This is a genomic window from Streptomyces luteolifulvus (assembly GCF_008806595.1).
In the GTDB taxonomy this organism is placed as follows: domain Bacteria; phylum Actinomycetota; class Actinomycetes; order Streptomycetales; family Streptomycetaceae; genus Streptomyces; species Streptomyces luteolifulvus.
Genome location: NZ_VZRB01000018.1, coordinates 107529 through 131714 on the forward strand (window position 1 = coordinate 107529; position 24186 = coordinate 131714).

At 70.2% G+C, this 24186-nt stretch carries 20 protein-coding genes; 11 read left to right on the plus strand and 9 right to left on the minus strand.

Annotated features, from left to right (window positions below; translation table 11 throughout):
• The first annotated feature begins 42 nt into the window (after positions 1 to 42).
• The 6 genes from ureA (at position 43) to cimA (ending at position 6359) form a co-directional block, all read left to right on the plus strand.
• The gene (gene ureA / locus F7R91_RS24560; RefSeq protein ID WP_150951287.1) at positions 43 to 723 is read left to right on the plus strand and encodes an urease subunit gamma; all 681 of its coding nucleotides are present in this window, start codon (positions 43 to 45) and stop codon (positions 721 to 723) included.
• A complete protein-coding gene (locus tag F7R91_RS24565; RefSeq protein WP_150951288.1) occupies positions 720 to 2390 on the plus strand; it encodes an urease subunit alpha in 1671 nt (556 codons plus the stop codon). The genes ureA and F7R91_RS24565 overlap by 4 nt, the downstream gene beginning before the upstream one ends.
• A gap of 11 nt (positions 2391 to 2401) precedes the next feature.
• Complete coding sequence (locus F7R91_RS24570; RefSeq protein WP_150951289.1) at positions 2402 to 3451, plus strand: agmatine deiminase family protein; 1050 nt, start codon at positions 2402 to 2404, stop codon at positions 3449 to 3451.
• A gap of 9 nt (positions 3452 to 3460) precedes the next feature.
• Positions 3461 to 3874, plus strand: a complete 414-nt coding sequence (locus F7R91_RS24575) for a hypothetical protein (RefSeq protein ID WP_150951290.1) — start codon at positions 3461 to 3463, stop codon at positions 3872 to 3874.
• Positions 3871 to 4470 carry a TetR/AcrR family transcriptional regulator gene (locus tag F7R91_RS24580; RefSeq protein ID WP_150951291.1) on the plus strand — a complete coding sequence of 200 codons (600 nt, stop codon included), beginning with the start codon at positions 3871 to 3873 and terminating at the stop codon, positions 4468 to 4470. The genes F7R91_RS24575 and F7R91_RS24580 overlap by 4 nt, the downstream gene beginning before the upstream one ends.
• Before the next feature lie 284 nt (positions 4471 to 4754).
• Positions 4755 to 6359 carry a citramalate synthase gene (cimA, locus tag F7R91_RS24585; protein ID WP_150951292.1) on the plus strand — a complete coding sequence of 535 codons (1605 nt, stop codon included), beginning with the start codon at positions 4755 to 4757 and terminating at the stop codon, positions 6357 to 6359.
• Positions 6360 to 6525: 166 nt separating this feature from the next.
• On the opposite strand, the gene F7R91_RS24590 is transcribed toward cimA, so the two are convergent.
• Positions 6526 to 8403 carry a lectin gene (locus F7R91_RS24590; RefSeq protein ID WP_150951293.1) on the minus strand — a complete coding sequence of 626 codons (1878 nt, stop codon included), beginning with the start codon at positions 8401 to 8403 and terminating at the stop codon, positions 6526 to 6528.
• Positions 8404 to 8652: 249 nt separating this feature from the next.
• On the opposite strand from F7R91_RS24590, the gene F7R91_RS24595 reads away from it, so the two are divergent.
• Together F7R91_RS24595 and F7R91_RS24600 are read left to right on the plus strand one after the other, a co-directional pair.
• Complete coding sequence (locus F7R91_RS24595; protein ID WP_150951294.1) at positions 8653 to 11682, plus strand: glycoside hydrolase family 3 protein; 3030 nt, start codon at positions 8653 to 8655, stop codon at positions 11680 to 11682.
• Positions 11683 to 11756: 74 nt separating this feature from the next.
• Complete coding sequence (locus tag F7R91_RS24600) at positions 11757 to 13118, plus strand: hypothetical protein (RefSeq protein ID WP_150951295.1); 1362 nt, start codon at positions 11757 to 11759, stop codon at positions 13116 to 13118.
• A 90-nt stretch (positions 13119 to 13208) separates the two neighbouring features.
• Here the strand turns inward: F7R91_RS24600 and F7R91_RS24605 are convergent, their stop codons facing one another.
• A complete protein-coding gene (locus tag F7R91_RS24605) occupies positions 13209 to 13991 on the minus strand; it encodes a serine protease (protein WP_150951296.1) in 783 nt (260 codons plus the stop codon).
• 212 nt (positions 13992 to 14203) lie between these two features.
• Here F7R91_RS24605 and F7R91_RS24610 point away from each other — a divergent pair, with 212 nt between their 5' ends.
• The gene (locus tag F7R91_RS24610) at positions 14204 to 14833 is read left to right on the plus strand and encodes a YdeI/OmpD-associated family protein (RefSeq protein ID WP_150951297.1); all 630 of its coding nucleotides are present in this window, start codon (positions 14204 to 14206) and stop codon (positions 14831 to 14833) included.
• Here F7R91_RS24610 and F7R91_RS24615 read toward each other — a convergent pair.
• On the minus strand, positions 14820 to 15443 hold the full coding sequence (locus tag F7R91_RS24615; RefSeq protein WP_150951298.1) for a YceI family protein: 624 nt from the start codon (positions 15441 to 15443) through the stop codon (positions 14820 to 14822). The genes F7R91_RS24610 and F7R91_RS24615 overlap by 14 nt on opposite strands.
• Before the next feature lie 497 nt (positions 15444 to 15940).
• On the opposite strand from F7R91_RS24615, the gene F7R91_RS24620 reads away from it, so the two are divergent.
• Positions 15941 to 17473 carry an acyl-CoA carboxylase subunit beta gene (locus F7R91_RS24620; RefSeq protein ID WP_191971616.1) on the plus strand — a complete coding sequence of 511 codons (1533 nt, stop codon included), beginning with the start codon at positions 15941 to 15943 and terminating at the stop codon, positions 17471 to 17473.
• Between the two features lie 65 nt (positions 17474 to 17538).
• Positions 17539 to 17727 (plus strand): acyl-CoA carboxylase subunit epsilon, encoded by a 189-nt coding sequence (locus tag F7R91_RS24625; protein ID WP_150951300.1) that lies wholly within the window; start codon positions 17539 to 17541, stop codon positions 17725 to 17727.
• A 144-nt stretch (positions 17728 to 17871) separates the two neighbouring features.
• Here F7R91_RS24625 and F7R91_RS24630 read toward each other — a convergent pair whose 3' ends face one another.
• The 6 genes from F7R91_RS24630 to F7R91_RS24655 all read right to left on the minus strand — a co-directional run bounded on the left by F7R91_RS24630 (position 17872) and on the right by F7R91_RS24655 (position 24124).
• Positions 17872 to 18453 (minus strand): GTP-binding protein, encoded by a 582-nt coding sequence (locus tag F7R91_RS24630; RefSeq protein ID WP_009314218.1) that lies wholly within the window; start codon positions 18451 to 18453, stop codon positions 17872 to 17874.
• Positions 18434 to 19015, minus strand: a complete 582-nt coding sequence (locus F7R91_RS24635) for a DUF742 domain-containing protein (protein ID WP_150951301.1) — start codon at positions 19013 to 19015, stop codon at positions 18434 to 18436. The genes F7R91_RS24630 and F7R91_RS24635 overlap by 20 nt, the downstream gene beginning before the upstream one ends.
• A 96-nt stretch (positions 19016 to 19111) precedes the next feature.
• Entirely contained in the window at positions 19112 to 19525 is a 414-nt protein-coding gene (locus tag F7R91_RS24640) for a roadblock/LC7 domain-containing protein (protein WP_030948713.1), read from the minus strand.
• Between the two features lie 10 nt (positions 19526 to 19535).
• The gene (locus F7R91_RS24645) at positions 19536 to 22799 is read right to left on the minus strand and encodes a sensor histidine kinase (RefSeq protein ID WP_150951302.1); all 3264 of its coding nucleotides are present in this window, start codon (positions 22797 to 22799) and stop codon (positions 19536 to 19538) included.
• 373 nt (positions 22800 to 23172) lie between these two features.
• Positions 23173 to 23748, minus strand: coding sequence for a GTP-binding protein (locus tag F7R91_RS24650; RefSeq protein ID WP_015657619.1), 576 nt, complete (start codon positions 23746 to 23748; stop codon positions 23173 to 23175).
• Positions 23729 to 24124 (minus strand): DUF742 domain-containing protein, encoded by a 396-nt coding sequence (locus F7R91_RS24655; RefSeq protein WP_016432454.1) that lies wholly within the window; start codon positions 24122 to 24124, stop codon positions 23729 to 23731. Before F7R91_RS24655 ends, F7R91_RS24650 begins: the two co-directional genes overlap by 20 nt.
• Positions 24125 to 24186 lie beyond the last annotated feature (62 nt).

Below are 24186 nucleotides of genomic sequence, written 5' to 3' on the forward strand. Positions count from 1 at the left end.
AGAGTGCTGCTCTAAAGGGCGAACGCAAGGAGGTGCCGCGTCATGAGACTTACCCCCACCGAACGTGACCGGCTGCTGCTCTTCGGGGCCGCCGAGCTGGCCCGTGCCCGCCGTGCCCGCGGACTGCGGCTCAATGTCCCGGAGGCTACCGCGGTGATCGCGGACACCGTGTGCGAGGCCGCCCGCGACGGCGCCAGACTCGCCGAGGCGATCGAGCGTGCCCGGTCCGTGCTCGGCCCCGACGACGTCCTGCCCGGCGTCGCGGACGTCGTCACCGAGGTGCACGTCGAAGCCGTCTTCGACGACGGCTCACGGCTCGCGGTGGTGACCGACCCGATCGGCGGGGGGCTCGGCGACCCCGCCCCCGGTGCGCTGCTGCCGGGGCCGGAGCACACCGAGCCCGAGGCGGTCGTCCGGCTGACGGTCACCAACAGCGCCACCGTGCCCGTCTCGGTCACCTCCCACTTCCATTTCTTCGAGGCCAACCCGCGCCTGGACTTCGTACGGGAGCAGGCCTACGGGATGCGGCTCGCCGTGCCCGCCGGGTCGTCCCTGCGGTTCGGTCCCGCCGAGAGCGTCGAGGTCGGGCTCGTCCCGATCGGCGGCGACCGGGTCGCGATCGGGTTCGCCGGGCTCGTCGACGGGGCGCTGGACGCGCCGGGGGCGAAGGAGGAGGCCCTGCGCAGGGCCGCCGCCTGCGGCTATCTCGGAGCCGAGTCGTGAATCCGTACGAGTACGCCGCCACGCACGGACCGCGGGCCGGCGACCGGATCCGCCTCGGTGACTCGGGGCTGGTCGTCCGCGTCGAGTCCGACTCCCAGCGCCACGGCGACGAGTTCCTCGCCGGCTTCGGCAAGACCGCCCGCGACGGACTGCACCTCAAGGCGGCGGCCGTGCGGGAGACCTGTGACGTCGTCGTCAGCAACGTCGTCGTGATCGATGCCGTGCAGGGGATCCGGAAGACGTCGATCGGGATCAGGGAGGGACGGATCCACTCCATCGGGCGGGCCGGAAACCCCGACACCCTCGACGGGGTCGACGTCGTGGTGGGCACCGGGACGTCGATCGTCTCCGGCGAGGGGCTCATCGCCACCGCCGGGGCCGTCGACACCCACGTCCACCTGCTGTCGCCGCGCATCATGGAGGCCTCGCTGGCGTCCGGCGTGACCACCGTCATCGGGCAGGAGTTCGGGCCGGCGTGGGGCGTGGGCGTCAACTCGCCCTGGGCGCTGCGGCACGCGTTCTCCGCCTTCGACGCCTGGCCGGTCAACATCGGCTTCCTGGGGCGGGGTTCGTCCTCGCACGCCGCGCCGCTGGTGGAGGCGCTCGCCGAGGGCGGCGCGTGCGGCTTCAAGGTGCACGAGGACATGGGCGCCCACACCCGGGCACTGGACACCGCGCTGCGCGTCGCCGAGGAGCACGACGTCCAGGTCGCGCTGCACAGCGACGGGCTGAACGAGTGCCTGTCGGTCGAGGACACCCTGCGGGTGCTGGAGGGCCGCACGATCCACGCCTTCCACATCGAGGGCTGCGGCGGCGGACATGTGCCCAACGTCCTGAAGATGGCGGGAGTCCCGAACGTCATCGGCTCCTCCACCAACCCGACCCTGCCCTTCGGCCGGGACGCGGTCGCCGAGCACTACGGCATGATCGTCTCCGTCCACGACCTGAAGACCGACCTGCCCGGCGACGCCGCCATGGCCCGCGACCGCATCCGCGCCGGCACCATGGGCGCCGAGGACGTGCTGCACGACCTGGGCGCGATCGGCATCACCTCGTCGGACGCGCAGGGCATGGGCCGGGCCGGAGAGACGGTACGCCGTACCTTCGCGATGGCCGGGAAGATGAAGGCGGAGTCCGGCGCCCCCGAGGACCACGACAACGAACGCGTCCTGCGCTACATCGCCAAGCTGACCGTCAACCCGGCCATCGCGCACGGGCTTTCGCACGAGGTCGGGTCCATAGAGACGGGCAAGCTCGCCGACATCGTGCTGTGGCGCCCCGAGTACTTCGGCGCCAAGCCACAGCTCGTGCTCAAGGCCGGATTTCCGGCGTACGGCGTGGTCGGCGACCCGGGAGCGGCGACCGACACCTGCGAACCGCTGGTGCTCGGGCCGCAGTTCGGTGCGTACGGCGCCACGCCCGCCGACCTCTCGGTCGCGTTCGTCGCCCAGGCGGCCCTCGACCAGGGCCACGACACGATGCCGACCCGCCGCCGCAGGGTCGCCGTCCGCGGCACCCGCGGTATCGGCCCCGCCGACCTGCGCCTCAACTCCCGTACCGGAGCGGTCGATGTGGACCAGCGCACCGGCCTGGTCACCCTCGACGGAGAACCGCTCCGCTCCGCACCCGCCGACTCGGTCTCCCTCAACCGCCTCTACTTCCTCTAAGGACCCGCGACATGAGCACCCCCGCAGCCGAGGGCTTCCGTATGCCCGCCGAGTGGACCCCGCACGAGCGCACCTGGATGGCGTGGCCGGGGCCTAACCCCACCTTCGACACCTCGGACGACCTCATCGCCGCCCGCATCGCCTGGGCGTCGGTGGCCCGCGCCGTCCTCCGCTTCGAACCGGTGACGGTCGTGTGCGGCCCCGGCCGGTCGGCGGACGCGCAGACCCTGCTCGGCCCGGGCGTCGACACGGTCGAGCGCGACCTCGATGACGCCTGGATGCGCGACATCGGCCCCACCTTCCTGACCCACACGAACGGTGAACTGGCCGCCGTCGACTGGACGTTCAACGGCTGGGGCGCCCAGCATTGGGCCCGCTGGGAGCACGACGCGAAGATCGCCTCGTACGTCTCCGACCTCGCGGGGGCGCGGACGTACGCTTCGAAGCTCGTCAACGAGGGCGGGGCGATCCATGTCGACGGCGAGGGGACGGTGCTGCTGACGGAGACGGTCCAGCTGGGCCCCGAACGCAATCCGCACTGGTCGCGCGAGGAGGTCGAGGCGGAGATCCACGCCCACCTCGGCACCCGGAAGGCGATCTGGCTGCCGCGCGGACTGACCGGCGACTACCCTCCCCATGGCTACGGCACCCTCGGCCATGTCGACATCGTCGCCGCCTTCGCCCGCCCCGGTGTGGTGGTCGCCCACCACCAGCCGGACCCGGCGCACCCCGACCACGAGATCACGAAGGAGATCATCGGCCTGCTGAGGTCGCAGACCGATGCGAGGGGCCGCCGTATCGAGGTCGTCGAGGTCCCCGCCCCGACCGTCCTGGAGGCCGACGGCCACTGGGCCGACTACTCCTACATCAACCACTACCTCTGCAACGGCGGAGTGGTCCTGTGCGGTTTCGACGACCCGCGCGACGAGATCGCGGCGGGCATCTTCCGCCGCCTGTTCCCGGAGCGGACGGTGACGCTGGTCGACGCCCGGACGATCTTCGCCGGCGGGGGCGGTATCCACTGCATCACTCAGCAGCAGCCGAAGACCGTCGTCAGGTAGAACGTACGGGTGAACGTACTGCGCTGCACGGCCTGCGGCCGCCGCCTCACCGAGCCGGTCCGGCTGCTCGACGAGATGCCCGGATTCCCTCCGGCCGACTGGCTCCCGGACCCGGGCGGAAACCGGCAGGGCCCGCCCAGCGTCCCGCGCGGCACCTATGTCGCCGACCCCCTGCCGCACGGCACGTACACCGCCGACTCGCTGCCGCACGGCACCTACGTCCTGCACCCGGACGACGTCGTGGACATCGCCCCCCACTCCGACGTGCAACGCCTCCTCGGCTGCTGCGGTCCGAGCGGGCACAACGGCATCAACCACGTCTGCCCCTGCGGAGCCGAGGTCGCCATCGTCACCGCCGACTGCTGCAGCCGCTACGAGACCCGGCTCGTCCGGGACGCCGTCCGCGCGGAGGCGGCCCCGTGACCGGCCGCCGGCGCAACACCGCTCCGCCCCGCGAGGACGTCCTCGCCGCCGCGATGGAGATGATCGCGGAGCGCGGTCTGGAGAAGCTCACCATGGCGGCGCTCGGACGTGAGGTCGGTATGAGCAGCGGTCACCTCCTCTACCACTTCCACTCCAAGGACGAACTGCTCCTGGAGACGCTGGAGTGGAGCGAGGGCCGGCTCGGCGCCGAGCGCGGCCGGCTGCTCATGCGCCCCGCCACGGCCCGCGAGCGTCTGGACGCGTACGTCGACCTGTACGTCCCCGACGGCCACCGCGACCCGCACTGGACCCTTTGGCTGGAGGTCTGGAACCGCTCGCAGAACGCCGACGACGGCGCCCGTGAACGCCAGGCCGCCATCGAGGGCGCCTGGCACCGCGACCTCGTGGCGCTGCTCGCGGAGGGGGTGTCCCGGGGCGAGTTCCGGCCCGTCGACGCCGACCGCTTCGCGACCCGGCTGCGGGCGCTGCTGGACGGCTTCTCGATCAATGTGGCGATCGGCCTGCAGGGGACGGACCGTGAGCAGGTTCTCGGCCACGTCCGGGAGTTCCTGGACGAGAGCCTGCTCGCATCCTGAGACAGGTGGCTCACGCACGGTCAGCCTGTGCCAGACTGCCCCCGTGCTCTCGTTCGCCATGATTATTGGCAGCAGGCGCGCCGGTCCGCAGTGACCGCCACGTACGACCAGGTACGGGCGGACACCGTCGTTCTCGACCCGCGCGCAGACCTCTCGCACCCGCGAGAGGTTTTTCGCATTTCTGGCCCACCCGGAGCCGGCAGCGCAGCGCGAGGGATCATTGGAGGACGGTGGAGCCGGTCATTCCGGTACAGACCGAGATCCAACACAGGAGCCTTGAGACCATGACGGAAACCAGCGAGCTCGACGACTCGTTCCACGTCTTCGACACCACCCTGCGCGACGGCGCCCAGCGCGAGGGCATCAACCTGACCGTCGCCGACAAGCTGGCCATCGCACGGCACCTGGACGACTTCGGCGTGGGCTTCATCGAGGGTGGCTGGCCCGGCGCCAACCCGCGCGACACCGAGTTCTTCGCCCGCGCCCAGCAGGAGATCCACTTCCGGCACGCCCAGCTGGTCGCGTTCGGTGCGACGCGCCGGGCGGGCGCGAGGGCGGCGCAGGACCCGCAGGTCAAGGCGCTCCTGGACTCGGGCGCCCCGGTGATCACCCTGGTCGCGAAGTCCCACGACCGGCATGTCGAGCTGGCGCTGCGCACCACGCTGGACGAGAACCTGGAGATGGTCCGCGACACGGTGTCCTTCCTGAGGGAGCAGGGCCGCCGCGTCTTCGTCGACTGCGAGCACTTCTTCGACGGCTACCGGGCCAACCCGGAGTACGCCAAGGCCGTCGTCCGTACGGCGTCCCAGGCAGGGGCGGACGTGGTGATCCTCTGCGACACCAACGGAGGCATGCTCCCCGCGCAGGTCCAGGCGGTCGTGTCCACGGTCCTCGCGGACACCGGCGCCCGGCTCGGCATCCACGCCCAGGACGACACGGGCTGCGCGGTGGCGAACACGCTGGCCGCGGTGGACGCGGGCGCGACCCACGTCCAGTGCACCGCGAACGGCTACGGCGAGCGCGTCGGCAACGCCAACCTCTTCCCGGTGGTCGCGGCCCTGGAGCTGAAGTACGGCAAGAAGGTGCTGCCCGAGGGCCACCTCCGCGAGATGACGCGCATCTCGCACGCCATCGCCGAGGTCGTCAACCTCACGCCCTCCACCCATCAGCCGTACGTAGGTGTCTCGGCCTTCGCCCACAAGGCCGGCCTGCATGCCTCCGCGATCAAGGTGGACCCGGACCTCTACCAGCACATCGACCCCGAGCAGGTCGGCAACACCATGCGGATGCTGGTCTCCGACATGGCGGGCCGGGCGTCCGTGGAGCTCAAGGGCAAGGAGCTCGGCGTCGACCTGGGCGGTGACCGTGAGCTGGTCGGGCGGGTCGTGGAGCGGGTGAAGGAGCGCGAGCTCGCGGGCTACTCCTACGAGGCCGCGGACGCGTCCTTCGAACTGCTGCTGCGTGCGGAGGTCGAGGGCAAGCCGCTGAAGTACTTCGAGGTCGAGTCCTGGCGTGCGATCGCCGAGGACCGGCCCGACGGCAGCCACGCCAACGAGGCCACGGTCAAGCTGTGGGCGAAGAGTGAGCGCATCGTGGCCACGGCGGAGGGCAACGGCCCGGTCAACGCGCTGGACCGCGCGCTGCGTGTGGCCCTCGAAAGGATCTACCCCCAGCTCGCCAAGCTGGACCTGGTCGACTACAAGGTCCGCATCCTGGAGGGCGTGCACGGCACCCAGTCCACGACCCGTGTCCTGATCTCCACGTCCGACGGCACGGGGGAGTGGTCGACGGTGGGCGTCGCCGACAATGTCATCGCGGCATCCTGGCAGGCCCTGGAGGACGCGTACACGTACGGTCTGCTCCGGGCGGGGGTGGAGCCGGCGGAGTAGGCATCGTGCGGGCGTCGGGTCTTTCAGCCCGTCCGGCGTTTGAGGACGAGGCCGTTCAGGCCGAAGGGGGGTCCAGGGGGCAGAGCCCCCTGGCGGGGTCGAAGGGGCGGAGCCCCTGGGGACGGGACGGGTAGGGGCGGCGGGGGCGAGGAAACCCGGCGTTACCTCACTGAAGCCGCCACTTCTGGTTCGCACCCCCCGTGCACGACCAGATCTGCGCCCGCGCCCCATTCGCCGCCGAGTTGTCCGTCACATCGAGGCACTTGTCCGCAGCAGCGTTCACGACATCACCCGTCGCGGAGTCGTACGACCACCGCTGCGCCCCGGTCCCATTGCAGCCGTACAGCTGCACCTTCGCCCCGTCCGCCACCGAACCCCCGCTCACGTCGAGGCACTTGCCCAGCGCCCGGACCGACCCGTCGGCCTGCACGGTCCACCTCTGCGCCGCCGTGCCGTTGCAGTCGTAGAGCTGCACGGCCGTCCCGTCGGTGCTCGAACCGCCCGCCACGTCCAGGCACTTGCCGGCGAGCCCGACGAACGCCCCCGACCGGTCACCCCCGCCCGACGGCGTCCCCGTCCAGGTGAACGTCGCCGACGTCTTCCCGGGCAGCGAGTACGTCGCGTGCTGTGATCCCCAGTTGATGGTGACGGTCCTCGCGGCCGCCCCGTCGTTGTACGCGATCAGCGCCTTGGAGCCGTCGGGGTTGCGCCACGCCACGTTCGGCACCGCAGAGGATGCCGTCGAGGCGATCCGTTGGGCGCCGGGGCGGACGAACTTCGTCAGGTGGCCCATCGTGTAGTACTCCACCGTGTAGTCGACGGTCCCGCTCGCCCCGTCCCCGTGGTGCACGGTGATCAGCCCGCTGCACGTCCCGCATCCGCCGTTGTGCGGCCCCCGGTTCTGGTCCACGGCCAGCGACCACTTCGTCACCGACTTCGCCCAGTTCCGTGTGTAGTCCACGATGTTGAGCATGTCCTCGCGCTGCTGGTTGCCGATCCAGGTCCCGCCCGAGTGCTCGGTGCCGAACGCGTCCAGCTGCGGGTACCGGTCGTGCACGGCCGTCTGCTTGCCGACGTCCCCGCCGTACCCGTGCCAGGCGATCCCCCCGAAGTTGGGGTGCGCCCGCACCGCCGCGTCGTCGACCGTCTGCGCCGCGTACGCGTCGTACACGTCCCAGTTCCAGTCGTGCGCCAGCACCTTCGTGGACAGCCCGGCCGCCGCCAGCTTCGGCAGCAGCTCGTTCTTGGTGAAGTACGCGAGTCCGCTCGCGTTCCAGCTCATCGACGGATAGCCCGCGCAGCAGGTCGGCTCGTTCTGCGCCGTCACGTACGACACCGGGATGCCCTGGTCCCGGTACGCCTGGAGGTACTTCACGAAGTACGAGGCGAACGCCCCGTAGTACTCCGCCTTCAGCCAGCCCCCGTTGAGCTGCCCGCTGTCCTTCATCCAGGCCGGCGCGGTCCACGGGGAGGCCATGACGGTGAGGGACGGGTTCAGCCGGAGGGCCTGCTCGGTCAGGGGGACGACGTCCGCGAGGTCGTGCGCGATCGAGAACCCGGACAGGGAGGGGTCGGTCTGCCCGGCCGGCATGTCGTCGTACGTGTACCCGTACCGCGCCAGATCCGACCCGCCCATCGGATTGCGCAGGAACGACAGCCCGATCCCGTCCGTCGGCGAGAACAGCTTCCGCATGGCCGTGTCCCGGGTCGTCTGTGACAGCGCCCCGCCGCTGTTCATCAGCCAGGCCGCAGTGTCCGTGAAGGACGCTCCGCCCCCGGTGAAGGTCTGGTAGCGGGTGTTCTCGTCGACGGTGATGTTCTCTCCGCTGCCGCCCGCGCCCGCCTGGAAGGCGAACGGTGTCTGGGCCTGCAGCCCGCGGACCACATGCCGTCCGCTGTCGTCGTCGGTCGTGGTCAGCCAGGTCGTGACCTGCTCGCCGGCCGCCTGTGCGGTGCCGGCGGCGGTCGTCAGGCCGGCGGACAGTCCGCCGACGGTGAGCAGCCCGGCCAGCGCGAGCCGGACGGTCCGCAGAGCTCTCCTCATGGTGCGCCGCCCTTCGGGAGGTGGGGGGATGGGGGCGTTGCGAGGCGTGAGTAAATGACGGCTGAGTGACCGCGTCAAGAGGGTGGGCGTTCATTTCCTGAAACAACAACACCCCTGATCCGCCTGGACGTTACGTCTGTAGCAGCTCTGACGTGAAGTCTTGACGGCTGGGCGGGGGCCCAGTTAACTCACGCCGTGAGCTAAGTCATGAGTGGAACCCGTGGACTCACGAGAGCCGAGGGAAGGTCCATGCGAAGAACCGCCCTGCTCGTCTCCGCCGCCCTGCTGACCGCACTGCTCCCCCTGGCGTCCGCCCAGGCGGCCGCCGCCGACGATCCCGCCCCCGTGCCCGTCGACCGCTTCGAGGGCGAGGTGCCCTTCGCAAGCCAGCCGGCCGAGGGCATCTTCACCTGGGGCAGCGACAGTGACGACCCGCCCGCCCTTCAGCTGACCGCCCGCGCCGACGCCCCCGAGGGCGGGAAGGTCCTCACCGGCAGCTACGACATCAGCGGCTGGGGCGGCTTCACCCACGACTACGCCGCCGACGCGCCCGCCCACGACTGGTCCGCCCACCAGGGCATCCGCTTCTGGTGGGACGGCCGCAACAGCGGCAGGAAGATCGCCTTCGAGCTCAAGGACGGCGGCGCCCACGGCGAGGCCTCCGAGCTCTGGACGACCTCGTTCACCGATGACTTCACCGGCTGGAAGCAGCTGGAGATCCCCTTCACCGACTTCGTCTACCGCACGGACTACCAGCCCGTCGGCGGCATCGACCACGTCCTCGGCCTCACCCGGATGTGGGGCTACGCCGTCACCCTCCCGACCGGCGTCAAGGGCGAATTCGCCATGGACGGCGTCGAGTTGTACGGCAAAGCCGACCAGTCCCTGCGCGCCCGGGTCACCACCGACTCCGCCGTCCACCCCGTCGACGAGGGCCAGGCCGCGGCCGTCCGGTTCACCGTGGCCACCACCGGCGGCGCCGCGATCGACGAGCCCGTGACCGTCACCTACGAAACCACCGGCGGCACCGCAGAGTCCGGCACGGACTACACCCCGGTCACCGGCACCCTCACCTTCCCCGCCGGCACACCCTCCGGCACCTCCCGCACCCTGCACGTCCCCACCCTGAAGGACAAGGCCGCCGAGCCCGCCGAGACGATCCCGCTGAGGCTCACGGTCACCGGAGCCAAGCCTCCGGCCGAGACCCCGCAGATCGTGATCGACGCGCACGGACTGCCGTATCTGAACAGCAAGTTGCCGGTCAGGAAGCGCGTCGCCGATCTGGTCTCCCGGATGTCCCTGGCGGAGAAGGCCGGCCAGATGACCCAGGCCGAGCGCGGCGCCGTCGGCACGCCGGGCGACATCGCCACGTACGGCCTCGGTTCGCTGCTCTCCGGCGGCGGCTCCACCCCGACGCCCAACACCCCCGAGGGCTGGGCGAAGATGATCGACTCCTTCCAGCTCAGAGCACAGGCGACGCGCTTCCAGATCCCGCTGATCTACGGTGTCGACGCGGTGCACGGCCACAACAACCTGGTCGGCGCCACGGTCCTGCCGCACAACATCGGCATCGGCGCCACCAGGGACCCCGGCCTCGCCCGGAAGGCAGGCGCGGTGACCGCCGCCGAGGTCCGCGCCACCGGCATCCCCTGGGACTTCGCCCCCTGCCTCTGTGTCACCCGCGACGAACGCTGGGGCCGCTCCTACGAGTCCTTCGGCGAGGACCCGGCCCTCGTCGAGTCCATGGAGACGATCATCCAGGGCCTCCAAGGCGCCCGCAGCGGCAAGGACTTGGCCGACGGCGACAAGGTCCTCGCCACCGCCAAGCACTTCGTCGGTGACGGCGGCACCGCGTACGGCTCCTCCTCCACCGGCACCTACACCATCGACCAGGGCGTCACCAGGGTCACCCGGCAGCAGCTGGAGGCCGTCCATCTGGCGCCGTACCGGGAGGCCGTGGAGCGCGGGGTCGGCTCGGTCATGCCCTCGTACTCCTCCCTCGACCTCCTCGGAGACGGGCGGGGCCCCGTCAAGATGCACGCCCGCGCCGACATGATCAACGGGCTGCTCAAGGACCGCATGGGCTTCGACGGCTTCGTCATCAGCGACTGGGCCGGCATCGACCAGATCCCCGGCGATTACGCGTCGGACGTCCGTACAGCGGTCGATGCGGGCGTCGACATGATCATGGTCCCGTACGCCTACCAGGACTTCCACGCCACGCTCGTCGACGAGGTGAAGGCCGGACGCATCAGCGAGGGGCGCGTGGCCGACGCCGTGTCCCGCATCCTCACGCAGAAGTTCCGGCTCGGGCTGTTCGAGAAGCCGTACGCCGACACCGGCGGCGCCTCGCGGATCGGTTCCGCCGGACACCGGGCCGTCGCACGCGAGGCGGCCGCCGAGTCGCAGGTCCTCCTGAAGAACTCCGGCGGCGTCCTGCCGCTGAAGAAGGCGCAGAAGGTGTACGTCGCCGGTTCCAACGCCGACGACATCGGCAACCAGAGCGGCGGCTGGACGGTCACCTGGCAGGGCTCCTCCGGGGACATCACGCCCGGCACGACGATCCTGGAGGCGATGCGGAAGAACGCCGCGCACCTGACGTACTCCAAGGACGCCTCGGCGCCCACCGACCGCTACGACGCCGGTGTGGTCGTCGTCGGTGAGACCCCGTACGCCGAGGGCGTCGGCGATGTCGGCAACGGGCACGACCTGGAGCTGTCCGCCGGGGACAAGGCGGCCGTCGACAGGGTGTGCTCGGCCATGAAGTGCGCGGTGCTGATCGTCTCCGGGCGCCCCCAGCTCATCGGCGACCGGCTCGACGGCATCGACGCCCTCGTGGCCTCCTGGCTGCCGGGCACGGAGGGCGACGGCGTCGCCGACGTCCTCTACGGGAAGCGGCCCTTCTCGGGACAGCTCCCGGTCACCTGGCCCAGGTCCCTGGCCCAGCTGCCGATCAACGTCGGCGACGCCGCGTACGATCCGCAGTTCCCGTACGGCTGGGGCCTGACCACTCTCGGCAAGGTGCCGCACGGCGGCGCGACGACACTGAAGGTGCTCGCCGCCGCGGCCCGGGCGGCCGAGCGGGCCGGCGCGCGGGAGGCGGGCCGTGCGCTCGTCACCAGGGCACGGCTGATCGTCCAGCAGCGGGCCGGGCAGCACATCACCGCGGCGGTGGCGAAGCCCTTCGCCGACGCGGACCATCTCCTGCTGAGCGGGCGGTACGGGGCGGCCGTGGACAGGCTCACGGCGGCCTACCGGGCGGCGCCCCGGGAGAGCTGAGGCAGCGGCTCAGGCAGCACCCCTCCCATCAGCAATAATGTCCATCTTTGGGAGGCTTCGGGTAACTTCGAACCATGAAGGCCGTCCTCCGGACCCGAAGCCTCCCGGGGTTGCTGCTGGCCCTGGTGCTCGCGGCCCTGACCGTACTGTCGGTGGGCCCCACACCCGCCTCCGCCGACACCAGCGTCTCCACTGTCGCCCAGGCGCTCCGCAAGAGCCCGGTCTACATCGACCCGGCCGCGAGCGAGCAGCTGTCCTCCGCGGACGCCGGCAACCTCGCGCAGCAGATCAAGGACGCCGACAAACCGCTCTTCATCGCGGTCCTTCCCGCCGGCTATCCCACGGAGGACCTCTTCACCAAGCTGCGCACCGCGACCGGCATCACCGGCCTGTACGCGATCCGCCTCGGCGACCGCTTCGACGCCCGGGCCGATGCCGTCGTGATGCCGCCCACCGCCGTGCGGAACCTCGTCACCAGCGTCCAGGGCGAGGACGCCAAGGCCCAGCTCAACGACTTCACCGACAGCGCGGTCACCAACATGGGCGGTTCGGCTCCCTCGACCTGGAACACCTCCGACACCAGCGGCGGGGTGTCGACCACCGCGCTGATCACCGCGGGCGTGGTGCTGGTGGCCGGCGGTGCGGGCGCCTACGGCCTGGTCCGGCGCAACCGTCGCCGCCACGAGCGGGAACAGCGGGCCGCGCTGGAGAGGCTGCGGGTCGTCGTCGACGAGGACATCACCGCCTTCGGCGAGGAACTGGACCGGCTCGACTTCCACCCTGCCGAACCGGGCGCCGACGACGCCATGCGCGCGGACTACGAGCGGGCGCTCGACTCCTATGACCAGGCGAAGACGTCCATGGCCGAGGCCGCCAGACCCGAGGACGTGCGAGGCGTCACCCAGGCCCTGGAGGACGGCCGCTTCTCGCTCACCGTGCTCGCCGCCCGCCGCGAGGGCAGGCCGCTGCCCGAGCGCCGGCCGCCCTGCTTCTTCGACCCGCGCCACGGCCCGTCGGTCGCCGACGCCCCCTGGACACCACCGGCCGGCGCACCCCGCGAGGTCCCGGTCTGCGCCGCCGACCGCACCCGCCTGGCCGACGGCCGCGATCCTGTGATCCGCGAGGTCGACACCGACTACGGACGCCGCCCGTACTGGGACGCCGGTCCGGCCTACGGCCCCTGGGCGGGCGGCTACTTCGGCGGCGGCATCCTGCCCGGTCTGCTCGTCGGCACATTGCTCGGCAGCATGATGGCCACCCCGGCCTACGCCGCCGACTACGGCTCCGGATACGGCGACTTCGGCGCCTACGAAGGCGGCGACCTGTCCGGGGCGGACTTCGACTCCGGTGACTTCGGAAGCTTCGGAGGCGGCTTCGACGGCGGCGGCGGAGGGGACTTCGGCGGGGGAGGCGGCTTCGACGGAGGCGGGTTCTGAGGGGGCTGCGAACGGGCACGGGCCCGGCGCGGGGCGGCGCCGGGCCCGTGGACGTCGTACGAGAAGGTCCCGCGTCCTGCGAGGTGTGCGTCAGAGCGTCGACGCCGCCGAGGCGATGGCCGAGGCGAACGTGGAGACCTCGCTGTAGACACCGGGGGCGTTGGGCCGGGCGCACCCTATGCCCCAGCTGACGATACCGACCTGGATCCACGCACCCGCGTTGTCCCTGCGGAACATGGGGCCGCCGGAGTCGCCCTGGCAGGTGTCGACCCCGCCCGCCGTGTAGCCGGCGCAGATCTCGTCACTGGCGACCAGACCGCTGTAGCCGCTGTAGGTGCGGCAGGTGGCGTCGCTGACGAACGGCACGGTGGCCTTGAGGAGGTAGCGCTGCTGGGAGCCGCCCTCGCGGGCCGCACCCCAGCCGGCGACGGTGAAGGTGCCGTTGTTGTACTGCGGGGTGGTGGCGATCTTCAGCGTCGGCAGATTGATGGGCTGGGCGAGCTTGATGAGCGCCCAGTCCTTGCCGTTGCCGTTGTAGCCGGGGGCCCGGTAGACCTTGGTGGACCGCACCTGGACCCGGCCGTTGGGGGACTGGAGGTCCACGACACCGGCGGTGGCGGTGATGCTGGTGTTGTTGCCGGTGGCGCCCACACAGTGCGCGGCGGTGAGCACGATCTGCTGGGTGTAGAGGGCGCCGCCACAGCCCATGGAGAGCCGGACCATGAAGGGGAACTCGCCCTGCGCGGCGCGGGTTCCGCCGACGACGGGCGACGGGGCGGCCTGTGCGGCCGATACGGGCTGAAGACTGGCGATCGCGAGTGCGGCGGCACCGAGGGCCGCGCATCTCTTGAGAGCCGTGAGGAGTCTCTTCAACGTGATGCCTTCCGTGGGGGGTTGGCTAATGACACGCGCATGCCAACGGCGGCAGCAAAGAGATGCCCATTGGCTGGCATGGGCAGGTCAAAATCAGTTGCTGGATTATCTGAGCGCCTCACGCACTCGCACAAGAGGGGCGATTCAGCCAGGCGAGACCCGGACCGGTCATGAGGACAGAACCTGGCCTACTTCGGTCCTACGGTCGTTCCATGTCCGACACCGACAGGCACCCCACCGACCTGCCCGAACCGCGGGCCTTCGCCTCCGTGGACGAACTGGACGCGTGGCTCACCGGCCATCCGGCCCCCGGTCCCGGCCTCTGGGTGAAGGTGGCCAGGAAAGGGGCGGGCGTGGACTCCGTCACCGCCGGGGATGTCAACGACGTCGCCCTCTGCCACGGCTGGATCACCGGCCGGCGCAGAGGGCTGGACACGTCGTACTTCCTGCAGAGGATCACCCCGCGCAGGCCCCGCAGCGTCTGGTCGGCGGTCAACGTGCGGCGCGTGGGGGAGCTGACCGCGGCCGGCCGTATGCGCCCCGCCGGGCTCGCCGAGGTCGAGGCGGCGAACGCGGACGGGCGAGGGGCTGCCGCGTATGCGTCGCAGAAGGAGGCCGTCGTTCCCGAGGACCTCGTCGCCGCCCTGGAACGCAGTCCCCGCGCCAGGGCGGTCTTCGACGGGCTCGGCCGGACCGACCGGTACCTTGCCATGCTCGGCCTGCTCCGGGCGCGCACCGCCGAGAGCCGCAGGGCTCAACTGGCGGCGGCGGTCGCCAGGTTGGAGTCGGCGGGGGCGCCGCACGCTCACCCGGCGAGGCCGCCGAAGGTCACGCGTTCCTGATCGCCGAGATGTCGAAGTTCAGCTTGATCTTGTCGGAGACCAGGACCCCGCCCGTCTCCAGCGCGGCGTTCCAGGTCAGGCCCCACTCGGAGCGCAGGATCTCCGCCCTGCCTTCGAAGCCGACGCGCTCGTTGCCGAAGGGGTCCTTCGCGGCGCCGTTGAACTCGAGGTCGATGATGAGCGGCCGGGTGGTGCCGAGGATCGTCAGGTCACCGGTGATGCGGTAGTCGTCGCCGCCGAGGGCCTCCGCCTTGGTGGAGCGGAAGGTCATCGTGGGGAACTCTTCCGTCTTGAAGAAGTCCGCGCTCTTCAGGTGGCCGTCGCGGTCCGCGGAACCCGTGTCGATGCTGTCCATCTTGACGTCGATGGACGCCGTGGACTGCGCGGGATCGGTGCCGTCGAGGTGCAGCGAACCGCTGAAGTCGAGGAACTTGCCCTTGACGTTGGTGACCATGGCGTGGCGCGCGACGAAGCCGATCGTGGTGTGGGCGGCGTCGATCGAGTAGTCGCCGGTCAGCGCGGCGAGCTCGGGGCTCACACCCGCGGGCGCCGCGGCGGTGTCGGTCGTGACGGTGGTGTCGGTCGTGTTCCTGCGGCCGAAGAGACCCATGGTGTGCTCCCAGAGAGAGGAGGTTGAATGTTCAACGAGCTCAACAGGGGCGACGGTAAACCTATTCCCGTTCAACTTTCAACTTCATCGGGAACTTCATCGAGAACTTCGTACGGAACTTCACCGGGCCTTCGCCCGGGGCTCCCCTGACGCCGGGGTTCCGCTACGCTCTGGGCGGCCCGTCCGCCGACTGCGTCTCCGCGTCACTCCGGGGAGGGCATCTGCCACCCGGGGATATGAGGCGGCTCCCGGCCGACGGCTTTGTGCGACCCCCACAAGCCAGACGCCCTCTGAGCAGTCGGAACGCCTGCATACCGCTGTGGTTCTGTTCAGTGGTACCAGGAAAACGGGCCGGAGACTGTACGGAGTCAACGGCTCGCTTTCCTTGCTCCACTTCGTAAGGTCGCTACATGACCGTTTTGGAAGAGGCGCCGGGTGAGGCGACGAGCGAGTCGACGGGTGAGCCGGCGGTAGAGCCGGCGGACGCGCGCGGGCGAGTGGCCGAGCTGCACGAGATCCGTGCCCAGGCGCTGGCCGGGCCGAGCGAAAAGGCGACCGCCGCGCAGCACGCCAAGGGCAAGCTGACCGCGCGGGAGCGGATCGAGCTGCTGCTTGACCCGGGCACCTTCCGCGAGGTCGAGCAGCTGCGCCGGCACCGGGCGACCGGCTTCGGCCTGGAGGCCAAGAAGCCGCACACCGACGGTGTCATCACCGGCTGGGGCACGGTGGAGGGCCGTACGGTCTTCGTCTACGCCCATGACTTCCGCATCTTCGGCGGCGCACTGGGCGAGGCCCACGCCACCAAGATCCACAAGATCATGGACATGGCCATCTCGGCGGGCGCGCCCCTGGTGTCCCTGAACGACGGCGCCGGCGCCCGTATCCAGGAAGGCGTCTCGGCCCTGGCGGGCTACGGCGGCATCTTCCAGCGCAACACCAAGGCGTCCGGGGTCATCCCGCAGATCAGCGTGATGCTCGGCCCGTGCGCGGGCGGCGCGGCCTACAGCCCCGCCCTCACGGACTTCGTGTTCATGGTCCGCGAGACCTCGCAGATGTTCATCACCGGCCCCGACGTGGTCAAGGCCGTCACCGGTGAGGAGATCACCCAGAACGGCCTCGGCGGCGCCGATGTGCACGCCGAGACCTCCGGTGTGTGCCACTTCGCGTACGACGACGAGGAGACGTGCATCGCCGAGGTGCGCTACCTCCTGTCCCTGCTCCCGCAGAACAACCGGGAGAACCCGCCGCGCGTGGAGTGCACCGACGCCGTGGACCGCCGCAGCGATGTGCTGCTGGACCTGGTCCCGGCGGACGGCAACCGCCCCTACGACATGGCCAAGGTCATCGAGGAGATCGTCGACGACGGCGACTACCTCGAAGTCCACGAGCGCTGGGCCCGCAACATCATCTGCGCGCTGGCCCGTCTGGACGGCCAGGTGGTCGGCATCATCGCCAACCAGCCGCAGACGCTGGCCGGGGTCCTCGACATCGAGGCCTCGGAGAAGGCCGCGCGATTCGTCCAGATGTGCGACGCGTTCAACATCCCGATCATCACTCTTCTGGACGTCCCCGGCTTTCTCCCGGGCGTCGACCAGGAGCACGGTGGAATCATCCGCCACGGCGCGAAGCTGCTGTACGCCTACTGCAACGCGACCGTTCCGCGGATCTCGCTGATCCTGCGCAAGGCGTACGGAGGTGCCTACATCGTCATGGACAGCCAGTCCATCGGTGCGGACCTGACGTACGCGTGGCCGACGAACGAGATCGCGGTGATGGGCGCGGAGGGTGCCGCCAACGTCATCTTCCGCCGCCAGATCGCCGAGGCCGAGGACCCCGAGGCCATGCGGACCCGCATGGTCAAGGAGTACAAGTCAGAACTCATGCACCCGTACTACGCGGCCGAGCGCGGCCTGGTGGACGACGTGATCGACCCCGCGGAGACCCGTGAGGTGCTGATCCAGTCGCTGGCGATGCTGCATACCAAGCACGCCGACCTGCCCTCCCGCAAGCACGGCAACCCCCCGCAGTAATCCAGCGGATCCGCGGTAACCCAGCGGTTCCCCCGCGGAAACCTCTCTCACGGAGACTGAGACCTATGAGCACTCCTGACATCCGCGTCGAGAAGGGCCACGCCGAGCCCGAGGAGGTCGCCGCCATCACGGCCGTCCTGCTGGCCCGCGCCGCGGCCGCCCCGTCGGCCCCGGTCCACCGCGGCCGCCTCAAGGCCGGCTGGCGCCGCCTGGAACGCGAGCCGGGCTTCCGCGCCCCGCACAGCTGGCACTGAGCCAATACGAACAAGGAGGGCCCCTCTCGAGAGGGGCCCTCCTTCAGTGCGCCCAAAAGGGGCGCGGGGAACTGCGCGATCAGCCACAGAGCTGCCGCAGACGGCCGACAACCGCCCGGGGCAGCCCAGTGGCCGCACATCCAATTACCGCAACCGCGCCATCAGCGCATGCTCCACGAGAGTGATCAGCGCGGACTTGGCGTCAGCCCGATGCCTCGCATCCGTCGTGATGATCGGCGTGTCCGGACCGATCTGAAGGGCCTCCCGGACCTCGTCCGGGTTGTACGGCTGCTGCCCGTCGAACCCGTTGAGCGCGATGACGAACGGCAGCCCGCTGTTCTCGAAGTAGTCGACCGCGGGGAAGCAGTCGGCCAGACGCCGGGTGTCGACCAGCACGATGGCACCGATCGCGCCGCGCACCAGGTCGTCCCACATGAACCAGAAGCGGTCCTGGCCGGGCGTGCCGAACAGGTACAGGATCAGGTCCTGGTCCAGGGTGATACGGCCGAAGTCCATGGCGACCGTGGTGGTCGTCTTGTCTCCGGTGTGGGTGAGGTCGTCGATGCCCGCCGAAGCAGACGTCATGACGGCCTCCGTGCGCAGCGGGTTGATCTCCGAGACGGCGCCGACGAACGTGGTCTTGCCCACGCCGAAGCCGCCCGCCACCACGATCTTCGCGGAGGTGGTGGAGCGGGAAGGACCGCCGCTAGAGCTTGCGAAGTCCACTGAGCACCCTTTCGAGCAGTGTCACGTCTGGCTGGCCGCCGGCGTTCTCGTCGCCGCCGGGCTGATGGATCGCGACCAGTCCCGCCTCCGCCAAGTCGGCGACGAGAATTCTGGCCACGCCGAGAGGGATCGTCAGCAGGGCCGAGATCTCGGCCACCGACTTGATCTCCCGGCAGAGATTGCAGATCCGCTGATGCTCGGGCAGCTGGCCCTGCATCTGGTGCGGTTGCGCGGTGGTGTGCACCAGCGCCTCGATGGCGAGCTGGTAGCGCGGCCTGGTGCGGCCGCCCGTCATGGCGTACGGGCGCACCAGGGGGTTGTTCGCGGCTGCGGCGGGTGCCGGCTCAGGGGTACGGCGCTGCGGCTGCACGGGCTGGATGCGCGGCGCGGGCGGCTGGTCGTACGGCGAGGGCCCGGGGCCCTGGGGGGCGTACGGCTGCCGCGGCTGGCTCGGTGCGGAGGGGAAGTTGTAACGGTTCGGGTTCCGGGAACCGTCGCCCTGGCCCTGTCCGGGACCGTACGACCAGTTGCCCGAGGGCGAACCGCCTGGGGGTGTTGCCACTTTCTCTCCTCCTCCGACTGTGCCTGGCACCCATGACCTTGATGCCGCGTCCCGAAACCTTACGGCCCCGGGACGCCAAAACGCACCGTCCGGCCGTTAGTTGAGCAGGCTCCCCTGGAGCTCCGCACGCAGATCGGGCGTCAGGACCGTACCGGCACGGTCCACCAGAAGCGCCATCTCGTACCCAATGAGGCCGATGTCCGCCTCCGGGTGTGCGAGAACCGCGAGCGACGAACCGTCGGAGATGGACATGAGGAAGAGGAATCCCCGCTCCATCTCCACAACCGTCTGGTTCACGCTGCCGCCCTCGAAGATGCGGGAGGCGCCTGCCGTCAGAGACGTCAGACCTGAGGCGACGGCCGCGAGCTGGTCGGCGCGGTCGCGCGGAAAGCCTTCGGACATCGCCAGAAGGAGTCCGTCGGCGGAGACCACCACCGTGTGGGACACCCCGGGGGTGTTGTCCACGAAGTTGGTGATCAACCAGTTCAGGTTCTGTGCCGCCTGGCTCATCGGGCTCACACTAACGCTCCTGGTTGTAGGTGCTGTCAGGACCGAAGCCCTGGTCGTTCGTTTCACTGCCTGCGGTGCGTCCCCGCTGGACACCCCGGCGCAGGTTGCTCAGCCTGCCCCGGACGTCCTCGGGAGCGCGGGAGACCTGTGGGCCTCCCTGTGGGGTCGACGTGGCGGCTCCCTCGACCAGGTTGGCCTTGGGCACCCGCCGCGGCAGGCCGGAGGAGGTCACCCCGCCCGCCTTGGGCTTGCGGAGCTGCGAAGCCTGCTGCCAGCGCTCGTCGTTCGCCGAACGCCAGTCGCCGCTGCCGTTCCGCTCCGGCGTGGAGGCCGGCTGCTCCGGGACCGCGGGCCGCGCACCGCCGGTGCCGCTCGCGGCGGATCCCCGGCGCGGAAGCCCGGCGTCCGTCAGCTGGTGGGTGGAGGTGGCCGATCCCGGCCGGTCGAAGCCTACGCGGTCACGCTCCCTCACGTCAGCGGCCTGCGCAGATTCCGTTTCCGGAGCGTAATGGTCCGGGTAGCCGTTCTGGTAGCCGTTCTGCTGGGGCCAGTCGTCCTGGTAGGCACGCTCCTCGAAGCCCGAGTAGGACTCCGGGCCGGCGGCGTGCACGGCCGCGGGCTCCTCCTGGACCGGCTCCGCATACCCGGGCTCCGGATAGCCGCCGTTGGACGGGAAACCGTCGTTGCCCGGCAGGCCCCCGTTCGGCGCGTAGTACGGCTCGTCGTACGACGGCTGCTGCGACTCGTCGTACTCACCGCGCTGCGGCTCCTCGTACGGCGCCTGCTGGTCCTCGTACGGCTGCTGGCGGTCGTACGCGGCCTGCTGGTCCTGGTAGCCGCCGCTGCCGTTGTCGTAGCCGGGCTGCGCATCGAAGCCGTCGGCGTAGGCGGCCTCGTGAGGCTGCTCGGCAGCCCCGCCCTGGGCCTGGGCCTCCAGGGCCGCACGGCGCTCCTCACGCATCAGGGAGCGGCCCACCGGGTCCAGCTCCCGGATGTCGTCCGGGACGTCGGAGTAGCGGCTGTCGTCGAAGCCGAGCTCCGCGGCCGTACGCATCGGCAGGCCGTTGTTGAAGTCCTCGCCCCCGAAGTTCTGCTCCGGGATGATCTGCGAGACCGTGAACTCGTCGCGCTGCTGCGCCTCGCCGCCACCGCCGTGGGTGATCGCGTCGGGCAGCATGACCAGCGAGGTGGTGCCGGCCTGCTCGCCCGAGGGACGCAGCTGGACACGGATGCCGTGCCGGTCGGACAGCCGGCCGACCACGAACAGGCCCATGCGCTGGGAGATCGCGGCGTCCACGGTCGGCGGGTTGGCCAGCTTGTGGTTGATGTCCGCGAAGTCCTCGGCGGTCAGACCGATGCCCTTGTCGTGGATCTCGATCATGACCCGACCGTCGGGGAGACGGGTGGCCGTCACACGAACCTTGGTCTGCGGCGAGGAGAACGTCGTGGCGTTCTCCAGGAGCTCGGCCAGCAGGTGCACGAGGTCGGTCACGGCGCGGCCGTGGATCTCGGCCTCCGGGACACCCGACAGCTCGATGCGCTCGTACTGCTCCACCTCGGAGGACGCGGCGCGCAGCACGTCGACCAGCGGGACCGGCTGGTCCCAGCGGCGGCCGGGCTCCTCGCCGGCGAGGACGAGGAGGTTCTCGCCGTTGCGGCGCATACGGGTCGCCAGGTGGTCCAGGCGGAAGAGGTTCTCCAGCTGGTCCGGGTCGGCCTCGTTGTTCTCCAGGTCGGTGATCAGGGTCAGCTGGCCCTCGATCAGCGACTGGTTGCGGCGCGAGAGGTTGGTGAAGATCGCGTTGATGTTGCCCCGCAGCAGGGCCTGCTCGGCGGCGAGCCGGACGGCCTCGCGGTGGACCTGGTCGAAGGCCCGGGCGACCTCGCCGATCTCGTCCCTGGTGTTGATCGGGATGGGCTGGACACGGGTGTCCACGCGCCCCGGGTCGGTGCGCGAGAGCTGGTCGACCAGCATCGGCAGACGCTGCTCGGCGATGCCGAAGGCGGCGTTGCGCAGCTGGCGCATCGCCCGGCTCATCTGGCGGGCCACCATGCCGGCCAGGATGAACGCGGCGAGCAGGGCGACCACGACGGCGGCACCGGTGATCAACGCGTCCTGCTTGGCGTCGTCGGCGATGCTGGACGCCTCGTTCACCGCCTTGTCGGCCATGTTCGACTCGATCTGGCGGTAGGCGTTGAACTTGAGGGTGTTGACCGCCCACCAGTTCTGCGCGGTGACGCCCTGCTGGGCGAGCGCGGCGCGGTCGGCCGGGTCCGTGGACTTCAGCGTCGCGAGGGCCGCGACCATCTTGGTCGGGTCGGACGGCGGCGGGGTGTACGTCTCGCCGTCGGCGGCGGCCTGCTGCGCGGCCTGCTTGGCCATCGCCGCGCCGTCCGCCTTGATCTTCGTCTTGGCGTCCTCGAGGGCCTTCGCGTCGGCCTCGGTGCCACCGCCGATGTACTCCTCGATGGCGATGCCCTCGAGGTAGGCGTACGAGGACAGGGCGACCCGCTGGCTGGCGAAGCTGCCGTCGCCGGGGCCGGGCTTGACCAGCAGGTGCATACCGATGGAGCGCTCCAGCGACAGCGCCGCCTTGGTGAGCGAGATCGCGTAGACCGTACGGCCGTAGCTGGTGATGTTTCCGGTGCCCAGACCGAGCTCGTTGGCGAACTCCATCAAGGGGTGTGCGATCTTGACGTAGCCCTCTTCGGTCTTCACACCGGTGAGCTTGGGGGAGACGTAGGCGGCCTGGCGCAGTGCCTGGAGCTTGGGCTCCTCGGCGCGGAACAGCTGGAGGCGGCGCTGCAGACCGGCCGTCTGCGGCATGTCCTGCGCGGCCTGGTCGAAGGCGTCGGCAGCCTGGTCCGTCGCCGCGCGGATCGAGGTGACGGTGGCCTTGTCCTTGGCGGACTGGCTCTTGCCCTTCAGCAGCGGAGCGGCGGTGACGTCACGCTCGTTGTAGAGGGCGTCGCCGTAGGCCAGGGAGGCCCGCACCAGACGTGCGGTGCTCTCCGCGTCCTCGGCCTCCTGCCAGGTGTCGATCGACGCCTTCACCTGGAAGCCGCCCATGACGAGGCCGACCAGCACGGGTATGAGCAGGATCGCGTTCAGCCGGGTCGGCACGCGCCAGTTGCGCGGGGAGAGACGGCCGCCGCTGCGAGCTGGGGCGGCCGTCGGCTCCGGACCGGGCACAGGGGCGGGCGCCGCTCCGCGCGGCGGCGGGGTGAAGTTGCCCCGGGCCGACGGCTCGGGACCGTTCTTGCTTCGCCTCACTCGACCAACAACCTCTCGGCGGTCGGCACCTTCTTTGTGCCGCTGTGTCTCAGAGCCCGTGTCATCGACTGGTGAGTACGTCTTTGACTATTGGGCAGTTCACGCATTCCAGCATGTCGGCCTGCACACCACCAAACAGTCGGAGGTGTCCAGTCCACGTGATGTAAGCCCCAGATAAATCGGTCATAAAGAACGAGCCCCGTCAAAAGACGGGGCTTTTGTCGCGGAGCGACACCGGTTGACCGCGACGCGTGGCCATACCACCGGATTCCTCTGCCGAAACGTTATGAACACCGTGGCCGACCGTGTCAAATGACACAGCCGGCTCCGGTACAACTACGACAACTGTCCTATGCCACCACGGATTTGGATGCTATCTCAACCGTGCCATGAGGGCGTGCTCCACCAGCGTGATCAGCGCACTCTTGGCATCCGAGCGGTGGCGGGCGTCCGTCGTGATGATCGGGGTGTCCGGACCGATCTGGAGAGCCTCGCGCACCTCCTCGGGAGCATACGGCTGGTGCCCGTCGAAGCCGTTGAGCGCGACGACGAACGGCAGGCCGCTGTTCTCGAAGTAGTCCACCGCCGGGAAGCAGTCGGCCAGACGCCGGGTGTCCACCAGGACCACCGCGCCGATCGCGCCCCGCACCAGGTCGTCCCACATGAACCAGAAACGGTCCTGGCCCGGAGTACCGAACAGGTACAGGATCAGGTCCTGGTCGAGCGTGATACGGCCGAAGTCCATGGCCACCGTGGTGGTGGTCTTGTCCCCGGTGTGCGTCAGGTCGTCGATGCCCGCACTCGCGGACGTCATGACGGCCTCGGTGCGCAGCGGGTTGATCTCGGAGACGGCGCCCACGAACGTGGTCTTGCCGACGCCGAAGCCGCCGGCCACCACGATCTTCGCGGAGGTGGTCGCCCGTCCTCCGTCAGAGCTTGCGAAGTCCACTGAGCACCCTTTCGAGCAGTGTCACGTCCGGAGCGCCGGTGGTCTCGTCGCCGCCCGGCTGGTGAATGGCGACGAGTCCTGCCTCGGCGAGGTCCGCGACGAGAATCCGGGCCACGCCGAGCGGCATGGCCAGGAGCGCCGACACCTCCGCGACCGACTTGACCTCACGGCACAGATGACAGATGCGCTGGTGCTCCGGGAGCAGTCCCATGAGCGCTGCCGGGTCGGCCGTCGTGCTGATCAGCGCCTCGATGGCGAGCTGATAGCGCGGCCGGGTCCGGCCACCGGTCATCGCGTACGGACGTACCAGCGGCTGGTCGCCCTCATCCTCGTACGGCTCCGCGTACGGATCATGAGAGGCGGTGGGCGGGGTCATGAATCCTCCGGGCGGGACAGCAGGTCGGTCAGTCGTGCCGTCTGACGGGGCCGGTGGGGGGA

Excerpts from the sequence above, each read along its gene's own strand:
- ureA (WP_150951287.1), top strand. The coding sequence starts at position 43 with ATGAGACTTACCCCCACCGAACGTGACCGGCTGCTGCTCTTCGGGGCC.
- F7R91_RS24570 (WP_150951289.1), top strand. The coding sequence starts at position 2,402 with ATGAGCACCCCCGCAGCCGAGGGCTTCCGTATGCCCGCCGAGTGGACC.
- cimA (WP_150951292.1), top strand. The coding sequence starts at position 4,755 with ATGACGGAAACCAGCGAGCTCGACGACTCGTTCCACGTCTTCGACACC.
- F7R91_RS24590 (WP_150951293.1), bottom strand. The coding sequence starts at position 8,403 with ATGAGGAGAGCTCTGCGGACCGTCCGGCTCGCGCTGGCCGGGCTGCTC.
- F7R91_RS24595 (WP_150951294.1), top strand. The coding sequence starts at position 8,653 with ATGCGAAGAACCGCCCTGCTCGTCTCCGCCGCCCTGCTGACCGCACTG.
- F7R91_RS24600 (WP_150951295.1), top strand. The coding sequence starts at position 11,757 with ATGAAGGCCGTCCTCCGGACCCGAAGCCTCCCGGGGTTGCTGCTGGCC.
- F7R91_RS24610 (WP_150951297.1), top strand. The coding sequence starts at position 14,204 with ATGTCCGACACCGACAGGCACCCCACCGACCTGCCCGAACCGCGGGCC.
- F7R91_RS24615 (WP_150951298.1), bottom strand. The coding sequence starts at position 15,443 with ATGGGTCTCTTCGGCCGCAGGAACACGACCGACACCACCGTCACGACC.
- F7R91_RS24625 (WP_150951300.1), top strand. The coding sequence starts at position 17,539 with ATGAGCACTCCTGACATCCGCGTCGAGAAGGGCCACGCCGAGCCCGAG.
- F7R91_RS24640 (WP_030948713.1), bottom strand. The coding sequence starts at position 19,525 with ATGAGCCAGGCGGCACAGAACCTGAACTGGTTGATCACCAACTTCGTG.
- F7R91_RS24655 (WP_016432454.1), bottom strand. The coding sequence starts at position 24,124 with ATGACCCCGCCCACCGCCTCTCATGATCCGTACGCGGAGCCGTACGAG.